The sequence below is a fragment of the Pauljensenia sp. UMB1177 genome (assembly GCF_030217965.1).
GTDB lineage: Bacteria > Actinomycetota > Actinomycetes > Actinomycetales > Actinomycetaceae > Pauljensenia > Pauljensenia turicensis_A.
The window spans coordinates 78,524-100,102 of sequence record NZ_JASOOV010000005.1; the positions used below are offsets into that span (position 1 = coordinate 78,524).

Consider the following 21,579-nt stretch of genomic DNA (forward strand, 5'->3'; position numbering starts at 1 on the left):
GTATCATAGGGATCATGAAACCAACTATTTCTCCTTCGATTCTTAACTGCGATATCGGCGATCTGCGCGGCGAACTCACGAAGATTTCCAGCGCGGACGTTGCTCACGTTGACGTGATGGACAACCATTTTGTTCCGAACTTGTCGTGGGGCCTGCCCGTTGTCGAGTCCGTCATCGCATCGAAGATCCTTCCTGTTGATGCACACCTGATGATCGAAGACCCTGATCGTTGGGCGCCCGCATATGCGGAAGCTGGTTGTCATTCAGTCACGTTCCACGCTGAAGCTGCGGCAGCTCCGCTCCGCCTTGCACGCGAGCTCCACCGCATCGGTTCAAAGGTCGGTCTGGCGCTTCGTCCCGCAACCGATATCGCTCCGTTCGTGGACATTCTGTCGGATTTCGACATGATCCTCGTGATGACTGTGGAACCTGGTTTTGGTGGTCAGTCGTTTATTGACTCGATGATCCCGAAGATCCGCCGTACCCGCGAAGCGATCAATGCTTCTGGTCTTGAGGTTTCGATTCAGGTTGACGGTGGTGTTTCTCGTCAGACCATCGAACTGGCAGCTGAAGCGGGCGCAGACAACTTTGTTGCCGGTTCTGCCGTGTTCCGTGCAGAAGACGCGTATGCAGAGGTCGCAGCACTCCGCGAGCTCGCATTGCATCACTGCCACTGATTTGTTGAGCTTCCAACCGGTGTGTGGTCGTAATTTGTAAGACCACACACCGGTTTTTATTTTCGCGCTTTGGACGCGTTCGTGGCATGATTGAGGAAGCTCCGGGGTCGGTGAAAGTCCGAGCCGGCGGTGAAAGTCCGCGACCCGCCTGCTATCAGGTGGCTGAATCGGTGTAATTCCGATACCGACGGTGAAAGTCCGGATGGGAGGAGCGCGTCAAGCAGACGGACGTTCTGTGCCGTGTTGCTTGCCTCGCGACGCACCCGGATGCCAGAAAGGCTAGGGTCGTGGCACATCGCAAACGCGCTTCGCGTACGGTGACGCTCATTGCACCTGTCGTCTTCCTGCTCTTCCTACTTGGAATGTGGTGGGTGACCGTATCCTTTTCGGGCATCGAGTCGTGGCGTCTACCGTCACCTGCACAAACGTGGCAGCGTGCATTGACGCTTGCAACAGGGTCGTCGTTCTGGAATAAAACGCTTGTGACGTCGGGGGAGGCGATTGCGGGGTCCGTTCTTGGCGCCCTTGTCGCACTGCCGCTGGCGTATCTCATCTATCGTTCGCCACTTGTCAGTGCTGCGGTCGAACCCTTCCTTGGAGCTACGCAGGCGCTTCCTGCTATTGCTCTCGCACCACTTCTTGTCTTGTGGATCGGCTACGGTTTTTGGTCGATCACTGCACTCTGTGCGCTTCTCGTTTTCTTCCCGATTCTCGTCTCTACGGTGGTGGGTCTACGACATCTCGATTCTGAGATTCTCGAGGCCGCCCAGGTGGATGGAGCGTCGGGCTTAACGATGGTGATTTCGATGGAGCTTCCTCTTGCGGCCCCCGCGGTCCTTGGCGGTGTCCGAAACGGTTTTACTCTTTCGGTGACTGGCGCAGTTGTTGGCGAAATGGTGATGGGTGGCAATGGCTTGGGGCAGGTTCTTACACAGGCACGTTCAAACGTTGATACGGCAGGAATGTTCGTCACGATTGGACTCTTGTGTGTGATGGCAACAGCGATATACATCCTCGTGTATCGCATTGAGCGCTCGCATCGTTACATGATCTCGCAATGAAAGTGGTTCCTCATGTCTGTTCGTCTTCGCGCATCTATCGTGGCTTTCGCCCTATTCGGCGTTACATGTGTGGGAGCATGTGCTCCCGATCCTTCGACCGCTGAGTCTGGTGCGTCGGCGTCACACGCAGTGACCGTTGGTCTCACTTATATTCCGAACGTGCAGTTCTCTCCCGTGTATGTCGCCCATGATGACAGCTTGTATTCGAATGCTGGGGTGGATGTGACGATTCGTCACCACGGTTCCGATGAGGGACTGTTTACGGCCCTCATTTCCGGTGAAGAAGACGTTGTGATTGCTTCGGGTGACGAGGCAATGGTGGCGCGTGATTCCGGGATGGATCTGGTGTCGATTGGTACCTATTACCGTCAGTACCCCGGCGTTGTGATTGTTCCAGCGGATTCTGAGATCCACACTCTGTCGGACCTTAAAGGACACAGCATCGGTATTCCCGGTGAGTATGGGTCGAACTGGTATGCGACCCTCTCGGCTATCTTACAGGGTGGCTTGAGCGAGAAGGATGTCGAGATTGCGTCGATTGGCTACACGCAACGAGCTGCTCTTGCTCAAGGTGAAGTGGATGCTGTCCTCGGTTTTGCGAATAATGACCTGGTTCAGATGCTCCAGTCGGGCATGGATGTCAGGGCCATTAGTTTGGAATCGCAGACGCCTCTTGTCGCGGCGTCGATCATCACGACCCGTCAGTGGGCTGAGGCAAACCCTGAACTTGCGTCAGCGGTTGTCAGCGCAACAACTGCTGGTATTAACTCGGTGATTGATGATCCCGACCATGCCCTTGACGTCACGATGGCGTGGGATGAGACTCTCAGCGACGAGACCTCGAAGTCTAATGCGATGGCAGTGCTTCAGGCGACAATTCCTCTGATGATGAACGCTGGCGGCCCGGCTGTGGCGAGGCAGGATCTTGATCGCTGGGAGATGATGGCAGAGTTCTTGGGCTCTGTGCCGGGTGTCGTCTCTCAGAAGCCCGATGCTTCTTTGGCTGCTACTAACGAGTATGTGAATGAATAAGGCTGTCCGCTAGGCGGATAGGGTTTCATTTGTTGTCCGAGGCGTCGTAAAGTCAGGCCATGGCTACTTTTGAAGATCTCTTTGCCGAACTGTCCGAAAAGGCTCAGACCCGCCCCGAGGGTTCTGGGACTGTTGCTGAACTGGACAAGGGCATCCATGCGATCGGAAAGAAGATCATCGAAGAAGCCGGCGAAGTGTGGATGGCTGCCGAATACGAGACTCTTGACGATCTCGCTCTTGAGATCTCGCAGCTCTTCTACCATGCGCAGGTCATGATGATTGCCAAGGGCCTGACCCTCGACGACATTTACAAGAAACTCTAAGCATTTTCGTTGAAGGATCTCCATGCTTCGCATTGCTGTGCCCAATAAGGGCTCACTGTCTGACCCTGCTGTTCGTCTGCTTTCTGAGGCTGGCTACAACACTCGTCGCCACGGTCGTGAGCTTGTTCTTACCGACACCCTGAATGATGTCGAACTCTTCTTCCTGCGTCCGCGAGACATCGCGGTCTATGTGGGACGAGGCTCCATTCAAGCGGGTATCACCGGTCGCGATCTGCTGCTTGACTCTCAGACTCAAGCAATCGAGCATTTCCCGTTGGGTTTTGCTCGTTCAACGTTCCGTTTTGCAGCTCCTACCGGCACGATTACCTCGATTGAACAGATCAACGGTAAGCGCGTTGCTGCGTCATATGACCATCTGGTGAAGTCATATCTTGATGAGCGTGGTGTGGATGCTGAGGTCGTTCACCTTGATGGGGCAGTGGAGTCCTCGGTGCGCCTGGGTGTTGCTGACCTGATTGCTGACGTCGTCGAAACCGGCTCAACCCTGAAGGCTGCCGGCCTTGAGGTGTTTGGTGAGCCTTTGGCGAAGTCAGAAGCTGTTCTGATCACACGTCCCGATGTCGTTGACGATCCGGCGCTGGCAACGCTGGTCAAGCGCCTCGAAGGTGTTCAGGTTGCTCGCAAGTATGTGATTGTTGACTACAACGTTCGCGAGTCTGCTCTTGATGCGGCGATCGCTATTGCGCCTGGCTTTGACTCTCCGACTGTTTCTCCATTGCAGGATTCTGCGTGGCGAGCGGTTCGCGTGATGGTGGAAGCACACCAAGTGAATCCGATTATGGATCAGCTTCACGAGGCTGGAGCCCGAGGAATTATCGTCACCGAATTGCGTGCCTCTCGTCTCTAGAACAGGGCTTTTGCTCGCGAGCATCAGTAGGCTTATGCCTATGGGAAATGACAGCTCGCGCGATGCTCGGTTGCTTGCCTTATTGAATTGTCTGAGGCATTCTGGACGCCCACTGTCTAAGCGGGAGATTCAGGAACAGGTTCTTCAGTATCAAGGACTGACTCACGATAACTTCGAGGGCCAATTCCAAGACGATAAAGAAACTCTTCACTCCATCGGTATCGCACTGACAATGCGGGGAACGAATCCTGATTTCACTTATGAAATTGATCCGAAAGCTTCGGCTCAGTTCCAAGGAGAGAACGTTCGTTTTGATGCCAGCGAGTCACGGCTCATTTCGATGGCAATCAAAGTGTGGGACGATGACGCGAATACGACGGCACTAAAAAAGCTAGCGCTTTCGATGGATCCGCCTGAAACGTCTTTTTCTCACGTGAATATCGGCCTTGATCACAGCGATGTGATTTGTGCGCTGAGCGAAGCAATCACGCATGGGCGCTTTGTCAGCTTTGACTACACGTCTGAATCGGATTCGTTCCGACGTAGCGTTGCTCCCCGAAAGCTTGTGATGCGCTCGAACTCCATGTACTTATGGGGTTTTGATATGGATAGGTACGCACCGCGTTTGTTCAAGCTGTCGCGGATTGCTTCCGAGATTGAAATTATTGGCGACTCTTTCGACGCACTGGAGCTTCCCGAGATCCCGGCAGATCCCTTCACTCTTCTAGAAATAGAGCCTCTTCTTGCAATTCGCGATGACGCATCGCTTGCGATTCGCGCCTACGTCCAACTGACAGGGCGCCTGATAACAGATGGTTGGTGCGAAGCCGTCGGGCTGCGAGCTTCCCGTCATACGTGGATGACGCGCGTTCTCACCGAAGGTGAAGATGTTGTTGTTCTTGCTCCCCACGATTTGAGGGATGAGATCTATGCCCGAATTGACAGGGCCTCGTCGTGGGGAGTTCAGTGATGGGAGCACGATCTACTGACGCGCTTGTTCGCCTGCTCGCGATTCGTGATTGGCTTGCAACGAATGCATATTTCGAACCTGTGCCACTCGACGATGTGGTCCGCCAGTTTGGTGGAACGCGAGACAAGATGCTTCGCGATTTGAATACCCTGTCAGTAGCTGATGATGACACGTTCGATTTCGACGGTCGTTTCTGGGTTGATATTGATCTTCTTCACGACTCAGGTCTTGTCCAGCTGATGTCGCATATTGACGCCAATCAGCTACCGGGCCTTACTCCAAGCGAAGCGTTGGCGATTCGTATCGGTCTTGAGTCTCTGTCGAGTGTTCTTTCCCGAGACCTTGTCGAGCGTATTCCCGCCGTTCTGGACAAGATTGGCCAGCTGGTTGGGGAGCGTGGTGATGAGCAGATTCTGCTTCATCACCGGGATCACCAGTGTCAGAATGCCTTTGCTCTTCTTGACCGTGCCATCGGGCTTCGCAGACCGGTTGTGTTCACCTATACCTCAGCGAATGGGGCGACTCAGCGTCGCGAAGTGGAACCTCGTGAACTTCATTTGGAAGGAACCGGCTGGATGCTTCTTGGCTGGTGCATGATCCACGATGAGTGGAGAACGTTCGCTGTTGACCGGATGAGCGACCTCGAAATCAATATGTCGCGTAAGAATGCCCGGCGGAAGTCACCCAATAGACTGCGTGACAACCAACAACCACTTGAGACACAACAACTGGTTGTTGGCCCCAATGGGCGTTGGGTAGCAGACGAATACCCGCAGGTAATCAGTCGTCAAGTCAACGATAAATTGACCGAACTGTTGATTCCGATCTGGAGCCGACAGTGGTTTTTGACGTTGCTTATTGATATTTCAGAGTCCCTTGAATCCGCCCCGCAGGACTCGCTCGTGCAAGCGGGTGAAGTTGCGCGTCAGATGAAGGCATCATGGGACGAGGTTCTAGACAGCGTGGAGACATTGTGAGCCCAAAAAGAAGGCGTCAGGCAAGCAAAGCTTCCGGGGAACCACAGCCTGTTGAGCAGCTGAGTCCGGCCCAGCGAATGCAGGCGTTTAAGAAGGATCAGCACATCCAACGCACCATGCGTTACGCATGGTGCGAGACCCTCGATTTTCAGGCTGATGATTTCCAGATCGAAGCGATGGATGCTCTCGAAGCTGGACAGTCAGTCTTAGTTGCTGCTCCAACTGGTGCTGGTAAGACGGTTGTGGGTGAATTCGCGACGTACCTTGCTCTCCAGAAGGGAAAAAGAAGCTTTTATACAACTCCGATTAAGGCGTTATCTAATCAGAAGTTTTCGGATCTACGTCGTCGCTTCGGTGAAGACACTGTTGGTCTTTTGACCGGTGATACGTCGATCAACTCTCACGCGCCAATCGTTGTGATGACGACTGAGGTTCTTCGGAACATGATTTATGCGGGCGCGGATCTATCGGATCTTGATTCGGTTGTGCTCGACGAGGTGCACTACCTAGCGGATCGCTTCCGTGGCCCCGTGTGGGAAGAAGTGATTATCCATCTTCCCGCTGAGCAAAAGATTGTCGCTCTATCGGCAACCGTTTCGAACGCTGAGGAATTCGGTACGTGGATCGGTCATGTTCGTGGAGGATGCCGGGTTGTTGTTTCCGAGCATCGTCCTGTCCCGCTGTATCAGCACATGTTGGTCGGGCGACATCTCTATGACTTGTATTCGCCATCGAAGAAGGGCGAATCAACGCGAATCAACCCGGAGCTACGTTCGGCTATCGGTCCGTCGAATCCTGGGAGAATGGGACGAGGTGGAAGGAATTGGCATGAAACTGCTCGTGTCAGACCTCCACGCGAGTCGCGTCCGTCGACTTTGATTGAGCTGGATCGAGCTGGCCTATTACCGACGATCACGTTTGTTTTTTCTCGGGCAGGGTGTGAAGACGCTGTCACCCAGGTTGTTCGCGCGGGAATTTGGCTGACCAATAAAGAAGAGCAGAAGCAGATTGCGACAGCGGTTGATGAGGTAAAAACTCAGGTTGGTGCACAAGACTGTCATGTCTTAGGGATTAATGCGTGGGGTGAGGCACTAGAACGTGGAATCGCAGCGCATCACGCGGGTCTTCTTCCCATTCAGAAAGAGACAGTAGAAAAGCTCTTCACGCGCGGTTTGATCAAAATGGTGTATGCGACTGAGACGCTTGCTCTAGGCATCAATATGCCGGCTCGCAGTGTCGTCATCGAGTCGTTGCGCAAATGGAATGGAGCTGCCCACGTTCAGCTGACACCGGGGGAGTACACCCAATTGTCGGGTCGTGCTGGTAGGCGTGGCATCGATACCGAGGGACATGCAATTGTTCTTCACCGTGGCCAAGTTACTCCTGAAGAGGTCAATGCTCTTGCCTCTAAACGAACATACCCACTGATCAGTGCTTTCACTCCGACCTACAACATGGTTGTGAACCTGCTTCACCATTCGTCGCGGGCTGCCACGCGTGATGTGCTTGAAACATCGTTCGCTCAGTTCCAAGCCGATGGCGGGGTCGTTGAACTTGCACAGCATGCCCGTGCGCTCGCACGCCAGCGTGCCAAGTTCGAGCAGGATATGGAATGTGATCGCGGAGATGCGCGCGAGTATTTTGCGCTTCGTGACGATCTTGTTCTTGCCCAGAAGTCCGAATCTAAGCTGAGGGCTGCCGAAAAACGCAGTGCAAATCGTGTGGCGTTGGCGACCTGTCAGCCAGGAACAATCATTCGTTATGGATCTGGTCGTCGTAGCCTGTACGCGGTGGTTGCGTTCCATTCCGACACGGCTATCGGGCACGTTTCTACAACGTTGATTGGCACGGATGGGAAGTTCCATTCGCTGTCAGCTAAAGATGTCTCATCTTCTTTCGCTGTTGTGGGGTCGATGAAGATTGCCGGCGGATCTGCGGTGCGTCGGAATAAAGAACGAATGAAAATCGCTGATGAACTCAAGCGCCGTATTCGGGTGAAATCTATTGAGATTCCGCTTGATACGCCGGACTTTGATGCGACCAAGAGCGCCCAGATCGAGAAGCAACTGAAGGCTCATCCTGTTCATCAGTGTCCTGAACGTGAACACCATGCGCGTGCAGGGCATCAGTGGGCCCGAATTAATCGCGAGTTGCGCACGGTGAACGAACGCATTGACTCTCGAACACATTCCGTTGCCCATAAGTTCGACCGAGTATGCCAGGTTTTGGAGGAACTAGGCTTTCTTGACGGCGATACTGTGACCGACCAGGGTGAACGTCTACGTCATATCTTTGGCGAGCGCGACATCATCGTCATGGAGTGTTTGCGAAGCGGAGCGTGGAGCGGATTGGATGACGCGGAATTGGCTGCGATCGTGTCGACGTGTGTGTTTGAGTCGCGTCGTGAAGATGGTGCGCGTCCTGCACTCCCGGTTGGTCTTTCAAAGAATTTGACGCGCGCACTCAAGGCAACATTTCAAGCAAGTGCGAAGGTCGCAGAGGTTGAGAAGCGAGCCGGACTTGAACCGACAACTGAGCCTGATTCGGGAATGATGGAAGCGTGTCTGGCGTGGGCTCATGGGGCATCGTTGGGAACCTCGCTCGATGGCGAAGAGATGCTCGGTGGCGACTTCGTTCGTTGGATTCGTCAGGTCATGGATCTGTTGGATCAGCTGCGTCATGACACTGACGAAGCGATGGCGTCGCAGGCGAAGCGTGCCCGACACCAACTTGTTCACGGCGTAGTAGCGTGGTCGGTGTTATGAAAAATACTTCTTTGATTGTTGATGTTTTTCTCAGCGCCCTTGCAGGCGTGGGAATGTGGGCAGCCTTCCCGTCCCTGTCGTTATGGTGGCTGATCTTTCCGTCTCTTGCTCTCTATTTTTCACGTGTGGATCATTCGACTCTTTCACGCGGACTGCTGAACACCGTTGTTTTTGGTTTTTCCTGGTGGCTTCCTCTGATTCACTGGGTGACGCTGGCGACCGGAGGATATTTACCGTGGGCCGCTCTTGCTACGACTCAGGTGATTGCGTTGTGCCTGTGGGCAGTGATCGCGCGTCTGTCACAGTCGATTCCAGTGGTGAATTCTCCGTTGGGACAGCCTTTTGTCTATGCATTGACGTGGGTGGGTGTCGAGCAGCTTCGTAGTCACTATCCCTGGACTGGTTTTCCGTGGGGAAATGTCGCGATGCCACAGGTTGATTCACCACTTGGTCACCTTGCCCCGTGGGGTGGGGAAGTGGTGGTGTCATTTGTGAGCGTTGCCCTCGCAGTTGCGCTTCGGAGAGTGTTCTATTTCCGCTCAGATTTGGGCGATGAGCATTGGTTCACGAGGCCGGCTCTGCTTGTTGGAAGTCTCGGCGTATTTTTTGCCGCGTGGATGATTCCGCTTCCTTTGTCGCAAGAGGCAGGCACGATTCGTGTGGGAGTTGTTCAGGGAGACGTTGAACTACCGGGAGCACACACCTTTGGTATCGAAGGTAAGGTCACAACGAACAATTCTGCGATGACTCAGGAGCTTGTGGCTCAGTCTGATCCTGTCGATCTGCTGATCTGGGGAGAAACCGGCGCCGATCGTGACCCGAGAGAATCCGGTTTGGTTGCCCAGCTTGTTGATTCTTCGGCCACGTTGGCTCATGCGCCGTTGCTCTTCGGTTTCGCGAACGTTAAAGATGACAAGCGTTGGAATTGGTTGGGCGTCTGGTACGAGTCCGAGGGACTCGATGAAGAAAGCCTCTATGCTAAGCAAAAGCCTGTTCCTTTTGGAGAATTCATTCCTTTCCGTTCGCTGATTTCGAAGCTTGCTACCCAGGCTGCTCAGATCAATATGGACATGGCTGCCGCTGATAATCTTGCATTAATGAATGTTCATCTCCATGATTCGCGGACGATTCCGATCGCTGTAGGGATTTGTTTTGAATCCGCTTACCCGGCGGTGATTGGTCCTGGTGTTATGGCAGGTGGACAGCTCATTGTCACTCCGTCGAATAACTATCATTTCCAATCTTCATCGGAGTCTGCCCAGCAGAATCAGCTTCTGCGTTTGAGAGCAATGGAGTATTCGCGTTCAGCGATCCAAGCGTCGACTACCGGAATGTCGTCAGTGATTTTGCCGGATGGTCGTATGAAGGCGACAACCGATCCTCACAGTGCTGCGTGGCTTGCTGACTCGGTGCCTCTGAGGACGTCGATGACGAAGACTGCTGAGTTGGGGGAGTTGCCCGCTCAGATGGTTATGGGAGCAACGGGTGTGTACGGCGTTTTTGCCTTGCTCTATGCGTCGATTCAGGCTGTGGTGAACTGGAACTCTCTAAGGCGTCAAAATAGGATCTGACCTGCATAAATATGCTTTAAATTGTGCGTGAAACGTTCGATAGAGGGTATTATTATGTCAGATACTCCTCGCTTCGCTCAGGAAGTCAGGAGTATCTGGAGGCTTTATTGAGTTGAGCAAGCCAAGCCCAGGGGTGTCAGCCCTTACGATAGTGACCTTCGGGTTGAAGGCGCCCTTCGCGGTATGCGGTGAGCTGTTCGTTAAGGACAACTTCAAGTTCTTCAAGACTGCGGCGCTCGCGAAGCATATCCCAGTGGGTGCGAACAGCCTTGGCGGGCTTTGTTTCTTCATCTTCTGGCGCATCGCCAATCAGTTCAGCAGAACTACCGCACCGGCATTCCCAAGTTGCTGGCGGAGTTGCTTCGCTAGCAAGAGGAACCTCGAACTCGTGACCGTTCGGGCAGACGTACGAAACAGTGTAGCGTTCGGCAAAGACGACACCGTCTTCAGACTCCATAGACTTTGCGCCGATCTGCATTCCTCGGAGCGCGCGATCTGCCATGGTGATCTCCTTAAGGTCATTGAAGCTAGCACTCTATTTTAGCGGAGATATCAGCATTTGCATTACTAGCGGATCTCTCGCACACGAAGCTAAAGCCGATAATGTACATTATGTCAGAATTGTTGGGGTTTTGATCCAGCTTCAATTCCATGCACTCCTCTCACAAATGGTTGCCAACACCACGATGAATCCACCGTGCAACCGGAAGAAAAGTAGACAACGATAGGTAAGGACATCTATGGAATGCGAAAGGAAGGGATGACATGAGTGTTGCACTGAAAACCGATCAGCGGACCGCCGTTTCTGGCGCTTCATCGAATGTCCGAAAACCCCTCCCTGAAATTGCTCTTGTCGGAACCTGTGCTCTGCTCTATTCGCTGATGTGCGCCATTGCGCCCGTTACGCGAGTTGCTGCAGTTCGGCATGCGCGTCAGATTCTGCGCCTCGAAAACTATCTCGGGATCAACGTCGAACTCGCGCTCAACACATGGCTCTCCCACCACCCGTGGCTCGCCAATGTTTCAGCGGTTTTCTATTCCGTTTCATTCTTTGCCGTGACATTCACAGCCTTGGCCATCGTGTGGGTGAAACGCCCAGACCGCTACGATTTCGTTCGCAACTCACTCTTCGTGATGACTGGTGGCGCAATGATCACCTATTGGGTGTATCCCCTGGCTCCTCCGCGATTCTTTCCCTCACTGGGGTACGTCGATGCCGTAGCTACCCAATCAACGCTTGGCTCTGGATACTCGACTGCCTTTTCTTATTTGGCGAACTCTTATGCTGCGATGCCATCCATGCACACGGGATGGGCTGTATGGAGTGCCATTGTTCTAGGTACATTCGTCTTTAAGAGCTGGCAAGCCCGAGCAATTCTTGCCCTGCATCCCCTCTACACAATCTGGGTAATCCTTGCGACCGCCAATCACTACGTGCTGGACGCAGTGGGTGGCATTGTGTTCTGCTTACTTGGTTTCCTTCTGACCACCCTCATCATTACTCGAGTATCACAGCGTCAATCACTTGAAGCCCGAGGTGTCTGAGCGGGGGCATTCGGCCTAGCCGATACTCTTGAACCTATGAAGTTCGGAGTAGATTTTGGCACCACCCGCACAACCGTTGCCCTCGTTGATCGAGGCAACTATCCCCTGATCTCATTCATCTCCCCCGATGGTGACGCCTTTGACCACGTCCCTTCGGTTGTTGCTCTGGATGACAAAGGCTTGCTCTTTGGCTTTGAAGCTCACGAAGCAGCTCTCGGAGGCGGCGAACACATCCGATCTTTCAAGCGCCTTCTATCCGACCCTGACGTCACACCTCGGACAACTCTTCGCCTCGGAAACTGCGACTTCCTGATCATCGATGTTCTTACTCGCTTCCTGGAGTACGTCGCAGGTATGGTACGAGAGAATTCATCCGCCGTTATCGAAGGCGATGAACCGCTTGAAGCGGTCATCGGTATCCCCGCGCATGCGTGGTCTGCTCAGCGTTTTATGACCCTTGAAGCATTTAAAGCAGCCGGTTGGCACGTCATCGAAATGATGAACGAGCCCTCAGCTGCAGGTTTTGAATACACCCACCGCCATGCTTCCAGCTTGAACGCAAAACGCACTCGGGTCCTCGTTTACGACTTGGGCGGTGGCACCTTCGATGCTTCTCTTGTCGAAGCAGTCGGGCGCGACCACACTGTCCTCGATTCCGCCGGCGATAATCTACTGGGCGGAGACGACTTCGACATGGTGCTGGCACAGGTCGCACTTCGCAACGCCAACGTGATGCCCGCTTCTCTGAGTGATATGGAGTGGCAAGCGCTGATCGAAGAATGCCGCGTTGTTAAAGAATCGCTGAACCCCAACAGTCGCAACGTTGTAGTCACCGTTGGTGACATTCCGATCTCGTTTTCCGTCAAGGACTACTACCAGGCTGCAACTCCGCTTGTTGAACACACACTGGAGGTCTTAAATTCACTCCTTTCCCCCACAGAAAACGGTGGCGAACGCGTGATTCCAGAGGACGTTGCCGGTCTTTATGTTGTTGGTGGCGCTTCTGAATTCCCACTAGTCTCGAGGGTGCTCCGTCGTCGATTTGGTCGTCGCGTCCATCGTTCGACTCACAACGCCGGCTCGACGGCTATCGGCCTTGCCATTGCGGCCGATGAACAGGCCGGATACACCGTGTCAGAACGTCTTGCGCGCGGGCTTGGCGTCTTCCGTGAATACGATTCGGGCGCATCCCTCTCCTTCGACCCGTTACTTACCCCCGATGATCGATGGACACCGGGCGAAGACACCCTTGTTGTTCGGCGTTACATGGCTGCCCACAACGTTGGCTACTACCGCTTTGTTGAGTATCGCAGCGTGGACGAGCAGGGCGTTCCGCGCGGTCAGGTAAGCCCAGCCGGCGAAATCATCATGCCGTTTGATCCTGTGCTACAGGGTGAAGACGTTGACCTGAAACATGTTTCGGTTGAGCGCACTGACATCGGGCACCTTATCGAGGAACGCTACCGAGTAGATGAGAACGGAATCGTTGACGTTGAAATTGTTGACACTGAAACCGGTTACACCCGGTCTGCGCGCCTGGGCTGAGCGACAAGCGATCAACGAAAAGAGGGGCGGTGATGAATAATCACTGCCCCTCTGACATAGGCGATGACCTATGAAAGCAAAGCTTTAGGAAATCGAACGGAGCTTACGCTTGCGAAGTTCTGCCAGTTCATCAACGTGGTCGCTCAAACGTTCAATAGGAAGCTCAGCAAGAGAGCCTTCAACCTCGCGCCACACGCGACCAACGGCAATGCCGAAAACACCCTGACCACCCTGAAGAAGGTCAATCACCTCATCCGTCGACGTGCATTCGTAGACTGACGCGCCGTCACTCATCAACGTGATGGATGCGAGGTCGTCCACTCCCCTGTTCTGGAGTTGCGAAACTGCTTGACGAACCTGCTGAAGAGAAACGCCGGTATCCAGAAGCTTCTTGACGATCTTCAAAACAAGAATGTCTTTGAACGAGTACAGGCGCTGCGAACCTGAACCTCGTGCGGCACGAACGGAAGGCTGAAGGAGACCAGTGCGAGCCCAGTAGTCGAGCTGGCGGTAGGTGATGCCAGCAGCTGCACATGCGACGGGACCACGGTATCCAAGGCCTTCACCGTCAATGCCTTCAAGGGGATCACCGAAGAGCATCGCTTGGCGCGATTCGGCCTCGTATGGTTCGGCGCTCACTAGGACTCCTGCAATAATGAAAGACGTATCAGTTGATGGTGATACCACGCTATGCGTTATTGAACGCAAGGTCAATGACACGACCGGCGAGCCTCAAGTTCAACTTGAACTTGAGGGTTGAGATCCCCTCTTAGAGAATCTGACCAACAGAGATTCGCAAGAACTCTCTGTGCAGGTCAGCAATGATTTCGGCAGATTCAGTCACCTTCGCGTTCAAACGTTCATTGTCAGATGAACGTCCACGCGAACGAGTAGATTGAACAGTCTGATCAATCACGTCAGAACAACGATCCGCACTGAGTTTCACTGCACGCAACAGACGAATATCGAATCCTTGGGATTCAAGAGTGGCAACGTGTCGCACAATCTGCAACGAGCGCACTGGGAAATAGCCCGCAATGTCAGGGGCAATCAATCCTGCAGAAGAATAACGTTCCAGCGTTGAGATATCGACGCCGGCCAGATCGGTCAGTTCCCTAGCCGACAGATAGGGAGAAGACGGCGTGACGCTAACGCCCTCAGAAGAAACGATACGAGGCCGCCTGACTGCTTCAACCTGATGACCCGCATCAAGGGCGCGCAGGTGCTCACCGATTACTCGAAGAGGAGTAAAAGAGTCGCGCTGTTGTGTCAGAACATAACGCATACGTTCCACATCGGTCTGCGAGTACTTGCGATAGCCCGACTTCGTACGCGCAGGAGTGACCAACCCCTGGTCATCGAGGTAGCGAACCTTCGACACAGAGATAGCAGGAAACTCTTTCTTGAGTTCCTCGACGACTCTACCGATCGAAAGAACCGGGTCCCTGGACGCATCGTGTGGCCACGGCCCCGTAATACTCGTGTGTTCAGCCTCAGAGCTGAACTGTGCAGCCTGAGAACTCATGCTTGCAAGGGCGAAGGCTGGTATGTCAGGCGATACTTTCCAATCTGGACCTCGTCGCCAGCGTTTAAACGAATGGAGTCAACGCGCTCCCGATTCACATACGTGCCGTTCAACGAACCGGAATCACGCACAATATGACCGCCGTCTTCAGCCTTGAACTGGCAATGCTTACGGGAAACGGTCACATCGTCTAAGAAAATATCGGATTTCGGGGAACGACCAGCATTCGTTACCTCACTGTCGAGAAGGAAACGAGCACCCGAGTTCGGGCCACGCTGAACGATCAGCAGAGCAGAACCAGCGGGAAGTGAATTCACCGCTTCCTGGTCGCGTGCAGACAACACAAGAGGAGCATCAACTTGCTCTTCAACCGGCGAAAGTCCAAAGATGGAAGTTGCGGTTGGATCGAAATCGTTAGTGGATTCCATGATCTCCCCCTGTGATAGACGCATTCATTACCCTCAATAGTCTAAAGGGTACAGGGCAAACGTACTTACTCGTCAGAAGATTTGGACTCTTCTGACGTATCAACCACGGCGTATTGAGGCTGAGGCACAGAAGACACAGAATCAATCGAAATGTGCCCAACCACTGAAACCGACACATTCGCGTCCTTTGCGCGCATCTGGGCAGCCGAACCAGCTTGAATCTCTAGAGCAGTCGCGATCGTCTGACCCTCGCCGATCACATGCCAATCATACGGTTGCGACAAGACAACGCCATCGACCGCAATCATATTATTGTCAGACGTAAACGCGCTCCGGGTGGAAAGACGCACGCCGTTCAACTCGATTGCCTCAGCCCCGGCATTACGTAACTCCCCTAGCGTCATCACGAACTCGGTAGCCGTTAAACGATTCGCTTCATCACCGATGTGTATGAGCACCCCGGGTCCCTCGACAGGAACTCTGCCTGCATTGATCTGAGCGAGCTGATTAATCTTCCGAGCCGTCTGAGCCGCCACTTCTTGCTCCGACTCGTTGGCTTCAATCTCGGCAACCTGCTGTTGCAAAGCAGAACGCTCCTGACGAAGGTTATTCTCCTGAGAATTCAGCTCAGAAAGCAACGCAACCAAGTCTTGTTCGCTCAAAGCTTCCAAGGGATCTTCCCGTTGAGCACGAAGGGTTGTCACCAGCGCAAAACCAAGAATGAAACAGATCAGAACAAGGACAAGGTGAATCGTGCGCGGAACGGCAAAAAGAGCTTGAACAAACTGCGCGCGACCCGGCTTCATGTCCTTTTCAGTGGACGCAACCTCGTCCCTTCGAGAAGCTCCATGTCGCCCATGACGCGAATTCTTCGAATCTAAACTCATGGACTTTACGCCTTAAAAATCAGACGACGAATCGATGCTGTATTCGAAAAGATACGAATACCCAACACGACGATGACGGCCGTCGTAATCGCGGACCCCACGCCAAGCTGAGTTCCCAACCACACAAGCAAACAGGCAACAACGACATTCCAGAAGAACGACGTGATGAACACGCGATCATGGAACACCCCTTCAAGCCAAGCGCGTGTCGCGCCAAAGAGAGCGTCCAAGCCCGCGATTACCGCAACCGGCAAGAACGGCTGAAGCCAAACCGGAATCGTCGGATCAAGGAAAAGTCCCAAGATAATGCCAGCCGCTAGGCCAATGACAACAACCATGACTATTCTCCTTGGGAATTCGACGCTACCGCATACTGCGGAGTACGGACATTAAGCGCTGGCATTTGAATTTCGGCGGTGCCCGCAGCCGAGATTTCAATGCCGTTCATTGACTTCGCAGTTGAAAGAAAATCACCTGTTGACCCGCGCACAAGACCAACGGACAGTGTGTTCGCATCTCCGATAGCTCTCACCTCGTACGGAGATTCAACGGGAGTGACGTTCACAAGAATTGCCGAACCAGCAGTACGAATAAACGTGCCTGGGCCAATTCGTAGGTCATTGATTGAAATTGCCTCGGCTCCCCCAGCCCAGAGGGCATTCACGATCACATTCAAGTCAATGTCGCGGACCTGACCTCGGGACCCTTGTGCCAGCGTTTTTGCTGATGACGAGTCCTTGACCGTGACCGTAATTCCCGGACCAACCACGGGTTCCATTGCATTCGTCAGTGCAACCGAAGGATCAACGAGGACCTGAGGAGCTGTCGACGACGCAGCTTGGTTGACGCGGGTGGACAACGATTGAACGTTGTCCTGAAGAGAAGCCACGACGCTTTGACTAGATTGTGCCTGATCGCGAAGGCTTTGAGTAATGTCAGTGTCCTGAGCGGTACGCAATGACATCACTGCGATTGTGAGCGTGAAGCCGAGCGCCAGCGTGAAAACAAAAGCGATCGGGCGATGCCACCAATGCTTGGGATGCTGAGTATCGTCATAGCTTTCGTACCCAACATCGAGCGGATTATTCAGCAACGAGGTCAGCAACGACATCGACGTAGCAGGATCATTGCCTTGCGCCGGCGAAGAAGACGTTGTGTGCGTGTTGTATTCTTGCACGCCTACATCCAGGTGCGTTGTACGTTAATTGCACGAGATGCGTAATCAACATGCTCAATGAGAAGACGTCTTAACGGCCATGCTGCATTCTCGTGTTCGCCGAGCCAACGATTCACCCGATCAATATGGTCCTCGACGCTTTCGGGGCTGTCGGCATAAACCGGGAGCGAAAGAAGGCCCTTGATGTAGCGAATCGACAGGGCAATCGAGTGCGTATTCCAGAAGTATTCAAGTGAGCCAAGACCGCGGTCAATGAAGCTTGAGCCTTGCCACGAGGATGCAGCAAATCCGTCGAGGATTGCGCTCAGTGTGTCGTTTGCGATCCCGTCAACGAAGAGTTTCGACCACGAGGCCTCACGTTCTTCTTCGTACGGCAGAGCTGCAATTGCGCGTTCTGATGCGGTCTTTGCTTCGCCTGTTGGGGAAGTGGCGAGCCATGCTTCAATACGATCGCGTCCGATCGAACCAGAAGCAGCAATGACAGTACGAGCTGTCCAAACGATCTCGCTGGTCAAAGTATTCGCATACGATTCCACGGTCTGACTAATCGCGGGATCATCGGTCATCGGATAGGTAAAGAACAGGGTCTTTAACCATGCGCGACCACGATCCGTGGCGTGCTCACGCGACAGACGTAGCGCAAGCCTTCCTACCGTTGTCGCAATCGCGGCACGCTGTTCCTTTGGCACGTAGGTGCCCAGGGTAATGCGACCGAGCTCCAACAAGCGATCCGCAAGTGTCTCGTCGACTTCGTTTTCTGCATGACGGAATGCTGCAAGAGCGAAGTCACTGGGGTTCAAGCGGCAGTCACGGACACCGTTGAACAGGGCACCCCACACGACGCATCGCGTCATCAGGTCGGGACATGCCGAAATGAAGGCAAGCGCATTGGATGCTGAGCGATCGTCGAGGTAGGTGACCGCATACGTCAGATCGCCGTCATTGACGACGAGTAGATCCATATCCGTAATACCGGCTGGTTGGCTAAGAAGCCCCGCGGGATCAACCTCTTGGGATCGACCTTCCATTGTCAGCTCAAAACGATGCGTCATCTGAAGCTGATCGCGTTTCATCGCCCACGTTGTGACATCGAAACGATGCGGGCGAGTCGTATCTGACTCAGACTCATCCGTGATCTGGAAATTGGTGACGCTACCAATACGGGAGATATCAAAGTGAGGAACGAGTTTCGAAGGACCGGAGGTAGTAAGCCACGTGGACACCCAGTGGGATAAGTCTTTGCCCGTTGCTTCCTGCAAACAGTCGACGAGGTCCTGGAATGAGGTCGATCCGAAAGCATGGCGTTGGAAGTAAATTCGCGTGGCTTCAAAGAAGGCTTCTTCGCCGACGGTTGCTACCAACTGGTTGAGTACCGAAGCGCCCTTGGCATAGGTGATGCCGTCAAAGTTGGTCTTGGCTGCGCCAACGTCGGGAATGTCAGCAATGATCGGGTGAGTTGTAGGCATGAGGTCTTGCTCGTAGGCCCAGATTTTGCGACCTGCAGCAAATGTGGCCCTCTCCCCCGTGTACACGGTTGCTCGGCTTGCTGCCAGGGCACCCTGATTCTCGGCGAATGACTCCTTCAACCAGAGGTCGTCCCACCATCGAGGTGTCACAAGATCCCCAAACCACATGTGGCACATTTCGTGAAGAATCGTGTTTGCTCGACGCTGACGCTGGGCGAAGGTCGGGGTGTCACGTGAGAGGTATGAGTCGTTAAAGGTCACGCATCCCGGATTCTCCATGGCTCCCAAGTTGTATTCGGGAACGAAGATCTGATCGTACTTGCCCCAAGGGTATGTGATGCCATAGTGCTGGTGGTAGAAGTCCAAGCCAGCGCGCGTAACGGAAAGAATGTCGTTGGAATCAATCGCTTGAGCCAAGCTTGAACGGCACATCAAGCGCAGTGGGACGTCAATCTTCTGACCGTCGTTTGCTCCCCCACTCCACGTACCTCCGTCAATGACAGCCCAGTCACCGGCAACGACGGCGGTGATGTAGCTGGACAACAGGCGCGTTCGAGCAAAGACATGTCGTGTGCCGTTTTCAATGGGTTCGGTATGTAGCTCTGCTCCGTTGGAGGCAACAACCCAGTGTTCCGGTGCATCGACGATGAATGACCACTCGGCTTTCAAATCTGGTTGGTCGAAGCATGGCCATGCGCGGTGAGCGTCTTGGGGTTCAAACTGCGTGTACAGGTAAACGCGTCCATCTTCTGGATCAATGTATCGATGCAGACCTTCACCGGAGTGTGAATACGGGCACCGCGCCTGAACCTCAACCGTGCACTCAGTATCGACGGGCAGGCCACTGAGGGCCAGACACTCGTCATTTTGCGTGATCTCTCGCGCCTCGCCATTCACACTGAGCCGGGTAACCTGGCCTGCGATGTCGACGAAGGTGGAATCCGCGTGGGAAGTCAGGGTGAAGGTGGACGTAACCACAAACTCGGTATTGTCTTGGCTATCCCCACCGCGCACATCAAGATTGACCTTCATCGTCGAAAGGTCGATTGCGTGTGAACGTTGACGGGCTTCATCGCGGGATAGGACGTGCATAACCGTAGTTTACGGCGCGTTCTTAAACACTTCGAGAAGCGATTGTAAGCGTTTCGCTATCCGGCGCTACAGTATGAGGCATGAGCTCAGTCGTAGATATTCGCCCCTCAGTTGTGCCACTTAGTGTTCCGATTGCGCTGGCCAACGTTGGTTCCTATTCAGTGTGCGACGCCTTGGGAAATCCTCTCAGGGATCCAAACGGGCTTACCATCACGGGCATTACCGTTTCCTCGAACGACTGCGAAGAAGGCTGGGCGTTCGTCGCTATTCCTGGGCTCACCCAGCACGGAGTTCGTTTTGCCCACGCGGCAGCCGAGGCTGGTGCAACCCTCCTTGTCACGGATAGCGAGGGAGCGAAGCGAGCAATCGATCAGAAAGTCGGACTGCCGATCGTTATTCTTAAGGATCCTCGTCGATGCGCAGCGACTATAGCCGCAACTCTCTACGGCCAGCCTGCGACAAAGTTGAAGACGATGGCCGTGACCGGCACAAACGGGAAGACCACTACGTCGTTCCTCATGCGTGCAGCTCTGGGCGTTGAGTTTCCGAATCCCTCCATCTGCGGAACCGTCGAAACACGCATCGGTAACCTACGTTTCCGTTCCGATCAGACTACGGCTGAATCCCCTGTCATCCAGCGCTTCCTTGCCCAAACACTGGAAGAAGGACTTGGCGCAGCGGTTATTGAAACAAGCTCTCACGCTCTGAGCTTCGAGCGCGTTGACGACATTGTGTTTGACGTTGTCGGCTTCACGAATTTGCAACACGATCACCTCGACTACTACGGCGACATGGAGAACTACTTCGTCGCGAAGAAGTCGCTGTTTACTCAAGAACACTCACGACGCGGTGTTGTATGCGTCGATGACGAGTGGGGCCAGCGTCTTGCCCGCGAAGCTGAAGTACCGGTGACAACCGTTGCCGCGCTGAGCTCGAACGAAGCCGAGTGGCACGTTGAAAATACTCACCCCGACCGTTCGATCGGTCGCACGGTCTTTACGTTGGTGGATCCGAATGGCGCAGGGCATGATGTTGCAATGCCGATTCTTGGTGAAGTGAACGTTCAGAACACTGCCGTCGCCATTGTTGCTGCCGTTCAGCTTGGCTATGACGTGGATGCAGTCATCGCCGCCATTGAAAAGGCGGAGCAGGTTCCAGGGCGCATGGAAATGATTAATCCCAAGCCTCATAATCAACCACTCGTCATCGTCGACTACGCCCATACTCCCGAGGCTCTTGAGTGGACTCTGCGCTCGACAGCTGAGCTGACGAATGGAAAGCTTCATATCGTATTCGGTACCGATGGAGACCGTGACGCATCAAAGCGTGAATACCTTGCCGAAATCGCGGCACGAGAAGCTGACGTCTTGTGGGTGACCGACGAAAATCCACGTACTGAAGACCCGCAGTCTATTCGCGACTATCTGTTGCGCGGTATTACTTCGGTACGTCCGGACATGCACGATGTAACAGAAATTAAGACGTGCCGTCGCGATGCAGTGCGCAAAGCAATCTTGGCAGCCCAGCCAGGTGACACGGTGATTATCACCGGCAAAGGCTCGGAGTGGTATCAAGATTTCGAAGGCATTAAACACGAGTACAACGATGTTCCCGTATCGCGCGAAGTGCTCTACTACGACGTTCGTTCGCACATCTAAGAACGTGTGAGA

Annotated in this window: 20 protein-coding genes and 1 riboswitch; of the genes, 12 read left to right on the plus strand and 8 right to left on the minus strand. The window is 53.9% G+C overall.

Annotated features, from left to right (window positions below; translation table 11 throughout):
• Positions 1 to 14 precede the first annotated feature (14 nt).
• From rpe to lnt, 9 genes are all read left to right on the plus strand, one after another.
• Entirely contained in the window at positions 15 to 677 is a 663-nt protein-coding gene (rpe, locus tag QP442_RS07370; RefSeq protein WP_103633741.1) for a ribulose-phosphate 3-epimerase, read from the plus strand.
• 93 nt (positions 678 to 770) lie between these two features.
• Positions 771 to 895, plus strand: a riboswitch (FMN riboswitch).
• A gap of 69 nt (positions 896 to 964) precedes the next feature.
• A complete protein-coding gene (locus QP442_RS07375; RefSeq protein ID WP_103633763.1) occupies positions 965 to 1,738 on the plus strand; it encodes an ABC transporter permease in 774 nt (257 codons plus the stop codon).
• A 12-nt stretch (positions 1,739 to 1,750) separates the two neighbouring features.
• Positions 1,751 to 2,770, plus strand: a complete 1,020-nt coding sequence (locus QP442_RS07380) for an ABC transporter substrate-binding protein (protein ID WP_103633742.1) — start codon at positions 1,751 to 1,753, stop codon at positions 2,768 to 2,770.
• 59 nt (positions 2,771 to 2,829) lie between these two features.
• A complete protein-coding gene (locus tag QP442_RS07385) occupies positions 2,830 to 3,093 on the plus strand; it encodes a phosphoribosyl-ATP diphosphatase (RefSeq protein WP_006681010.1) in 264 nt (87 codons plus the stop codon).
• A 22-nt stretch (positions 3,094 to 3,115) separates the two neighbouring features.
• The gene (hisG, locus tag QP442_RS07390; RefSeq protein WP_006681011.1) at positions 3,116 to 3,961 is read left to right on the plus strand and encodes an ATP phosphoribosyltransferase; all 846 of its coding nucleotides are present in this window, start codon (positions 3,116 to 3,118) and stop codon (positions 3,959 to 3,961) included.
• A 40-nt stretch (positions 3,962 to 4,001) separates the two neighbouring features.
• Positions 4,002 to 4,931, plus strand: a complete 930-nt coding sequence (locus QP442_RS07395) for a helix-turn-helix transcriptional regulator (RefSeq protein WP_181002195.1) — start codon at positions 4,002 to 4,004, stop codon at positions 4,929 to 4,931.
• Positions 4,931 to 5,908 (plus strand): helix-turn-helix transcriptional regulator, encoded by a 978-nt coding sequence (locus tag QP442_RS07400; protein WP_103633744.1) that lies wholly within the window; start codon positions 4,931 to 4,933, stop codon positions 5,906 to 5,908. Before QP442_RS07395 ends, QP442_RS07400 begins: the two co-directional genes overlap by 1 nt.
• Entirely contained in the window at positions 5,905 to 8,673 is a 2,769-nt protein-coding gene (locus QP442_RS07405) for a DEAD/DEAH box helicase (RefSeq protein WP_285069733.1), read from the plus strand. Before QP442_RS07400 ends, QP442_RS07405 begins: the two co-directional genes overlap by 4 nt.
• Positions 8,670 to 10,244: an apolipoprotein N-acyltransferase gene (gene lnt, locus QP442_RS07410; RefSeq protein WP_103633764.1), complete on the plus strand. Its 1,575-nt coding sequence runs from the start codon at positions 8,670 to 8,672 to the stop codon at positions 10,242 to 10,244. The genes QP442_RS07405 and lnt overlap by 4 nt, the downstream gene beginning before the upstream one ends.
• 136 nt (positions 10,245 to 10,380) lie before the next feature.
• On the opposite strand, the gene QP442_RS07415 is transcribed toward lnt, so the two are convergent.
• The gene (locus QP442_RS07415; protein ID WP_006681016.1) at positions 10,381 to 10,746 is read right to left on the minus strand and encodes an RNA polymerase-binding protein RbpA; all 366 of its coding nucleotides are present in this window, start codon (positions 10,744 to 10,746) and stop codon (positions 10,381 to 10,383) included.
• 263 nt (positions 10,747 to 11,009) lie between these two features.
• Between QP442_RS07415 and QP442_RS07420 the strand changes: the two genes are divergently transcribed.
• Both QP442_RS07420 and QP442_RS07425 read left to right on the plus strand, forming a co-directional pair.
• Positions 11,010 to 11,789, plus strand: coding sequence for a phosphatase PAP2 family protein (locus QP442_RS07420; RefSeq protein WP_103633746.1), 780 nt, complete (start codon positions 11,010 to 11,012; stop codon positions 11,787 to 11,789).
• A gap of 36 nt (positions 11,790 to 11,825) precedes the next feature.
• Positions 11,826 to 13,334, plus strand: coding sequence for an Hsp70 family protein (locus QP442_RS07425; protein WP_285069735.1), 1,509 nt, complete (start codon positions 11,826 to 11,828; stop codon positions 13,332 to 13,334).
• Positions 13,335 to 13,418: 84 nt separating this feature from the next.
• Here the strand turns inward: QP442_RS07425 and QP442_RS07430 are convergent, their stop codons facing one another.
• The 7 genes from QP442_RS07430 to pepN form a co-directional block, all read right to left on the minus strand.
• Positions 13,419 to 13,973 (minus strand): MerR family transcriptional regulator, encoded by a 555-nt coding sequence (locus QP442_RS07430; protein ID WP_179370357.1) that lies wholly within the window; start codon positions 13,971 to 13,973, stop codon positions 13,419 to 13,421.
• Positions 13,974 to 14,103: 130 nt separating this feature from the next.
• Positions 14,104 to 14,859: a transcriptional regulator FtsR gene (gene ftsR, locus QP442_RS07435; RefSeq protein WP_006681021.1), complete on the minus strand. Its 756-nt coding sequence runs from the start codon at positions 14,857 to 14,859 to the stop codon at positions 14,104 to 14,106.
• Positions 14,856 to 15,287 carry an FHA domain-containing protein gene (locus tag QP442_RS07440; RefSeq protein ID WP_040318538.1) on the minus strand — a complete coding sequence of 144 codons (432 nt, stop codon included), beginning with the start codon at positions 15,285 to 15,287 and terminating at the stop codon, positions 14,856 to 14,858. Before QP442_RS07440 ends, ftsR begins: the two co-directional genes overlap by 4 nt.
• A 65-nt stretch (positions 15,288 to 15,352) precedes the next feature.
• On the minus strand, positions 15,353 to 16,174 hold the full coding sequence (locus QP442_RS07445; protein ID WP_285069736.1) for a DUF881 domain-containing protein: 822 nt from the start codon (positions 16,172 to 16,174) through the stop codon (positions 15,353 to 15,355).
• 5 nt (positions 16,175 to 16,179) lie between these two features.
• Positions 16,180 to 16,512: a small basic family protein gene (locus QP442_RS07450; RefSeq protein ID WP_006681024.1), complete on the minus strand. Its 333-nt coding sequence runs from the start codon at positions 16,510 to 16,512 to the stop codon at positions 16,180 to 16,182.
• Between the two features lie 2 nt (positions 16,513 to 16,514).
• Entirely contained in the window at positions 16,515 to 17,351 is an 837-nt protein-coding gene (locus QP442_RS07455; RefSeq protein WP_285069737.1) for a DUF881 domain-containing protein, read from the minus strand.
• Positions 17,352 to 17,353: 2 nt separating this feature from the next.
• A complete protein-coding gene (gene pepN, locus QP442_RS07460) occupies positions 17,354 to 19,909 on the minus strand; it encodes an aminopeptidase N (protein ID WP_219585829.1) in 2,556 nt (851 codons plus the stop codon).
• An 80-nt stretch (positions 19,910 to 19,989) separates the two neighbouring features.
• On the opposite strand from pepN, the gene QP442_RS07465 reads away from it, so the two are divergent.
• Positions 19,990 to 21,567, plus strand: a complete 1,578-nt coding sequence (locus QP442_RS07465; protein WP_006681027.1) for a UDP-N-acetylmuramoyl-L-alanyl-D-glutamate--2,6-diaminopimelate ligase — start codon at positions 19,990 to 19,992, stop codon at positions 21,565 to 21,567.
• Positions 21,568 to 21,579: the final 12 nt, after the last annotated feature.

Bases quoted from the DNA above. Each gene is read 5' to 3' on its own strand.
- QP442_RS07400 (WP_103633744.1), top strand. From the start codon at position 4,931: ATGGGAGCACGATCTACTGACGCGCTTGTTCGCCTGCTCGCGATTCGT.
- QP442_RS07385 (WP_006681010.1), top strand. From the start codon at position 2,830: ATGGCTACTTTTGAAGATCTCTTTGCCGAACTGTCCGAAAAGGCTCAG.
- QP442_RS07425 (WP_285069735.1), top strand. From the start codon at position 11,826: ATGAAGTTCGGAGTAGATTTTGGCACCACCCGCACAACCGTTGCCCTC.
- ftsR (WP_006681021.1), bottom strand. From the start codon at position 14,859: ATGAGTTCTCAGGCTGCACAGTTCAGCTCTGAGGCTGAACACACGAGT.
- hisG (WP_006681011.1), top strand. From the start codon at position 3,116: ATGCTTCGCATTGCTGTGCCCAATAAGGGCTCACTGTCTGACCCTGCT.
- rpe (WP_103633741.1), top strand. From the start codon at position 15: ATGAAACCAACTATTTCTCCTTCGATTCTTAACTGCGATATCGGCGAT.
- lnt (WP_103633764.1), top strand. From the start codon at position 8,670: ATGAAAAATACTTCTTTGATTGTTGATGTTTTTCTCAGCGCCCTTGCA.
- QP442_RS07420 (WP_103633746.1), top strand. From the start codon at position 11,010: ATGAGTGTTGCACTGAAAACCGATCAGCGGACCGCCGTTTCTGGCGCT.
- pepN (WP_219585829.1), bottom strand. From the start codon at position 19,909: ATGCACGTCCTATCCCGCGATGAAGCCCGTCAACGTTCACACGCAATC.
- QP442_RS07450 (WP_006681024.1), bottom strand. From the start codon at position 16,512: ATGGTTGTTGTCATTGGCCTAGCGGCTGGCATTATCTTGGGACTTTTC.
- QP442_RS07465 (WP_006681027.1), top strand. From the start codon at position 19,990: ATGAGCTCAGTCGTAGATATTCGCCCCTCAGTTGTGCCACTTAGTGTT.
- QP442_RS07440 (WP_040318538.1), bottom strand. From the start codon at position 15,287: ATGGAATCCACTAACGATTTCGATCCAACCGCAACTTCCATCTTTGGA.
- QP442_RS07395 (WP_181002195.1), top strand. From the start codon at position 4,002: ATGGGAAATGACAGCTCGCGCGATGCTCGGTTGCTTGCCTTATTGAAT.
- QP442_RS07380 (WP_103633742.1), top strand. From the start codon at position 1,751: ATGTCTGTTCGTCTTCGCGCATCTATCGTGGCTTTCGCCCTATTCGGC.
- QP442_RS07415 (WP_006681016.1), bottom strand. From the start codon at position 10,746: ATGGCAGATCGCGCGCTCCGAGGAATGCAGATCGGCGCAAAGTCTATG.
- QP442_RS07445 (WP_285069736.1), bottom strand. From the start codon at position 16,174: ATGAGTTTAGATTCGAAGAATTCGCGTCATGGGCGACATGGAGCTTCT.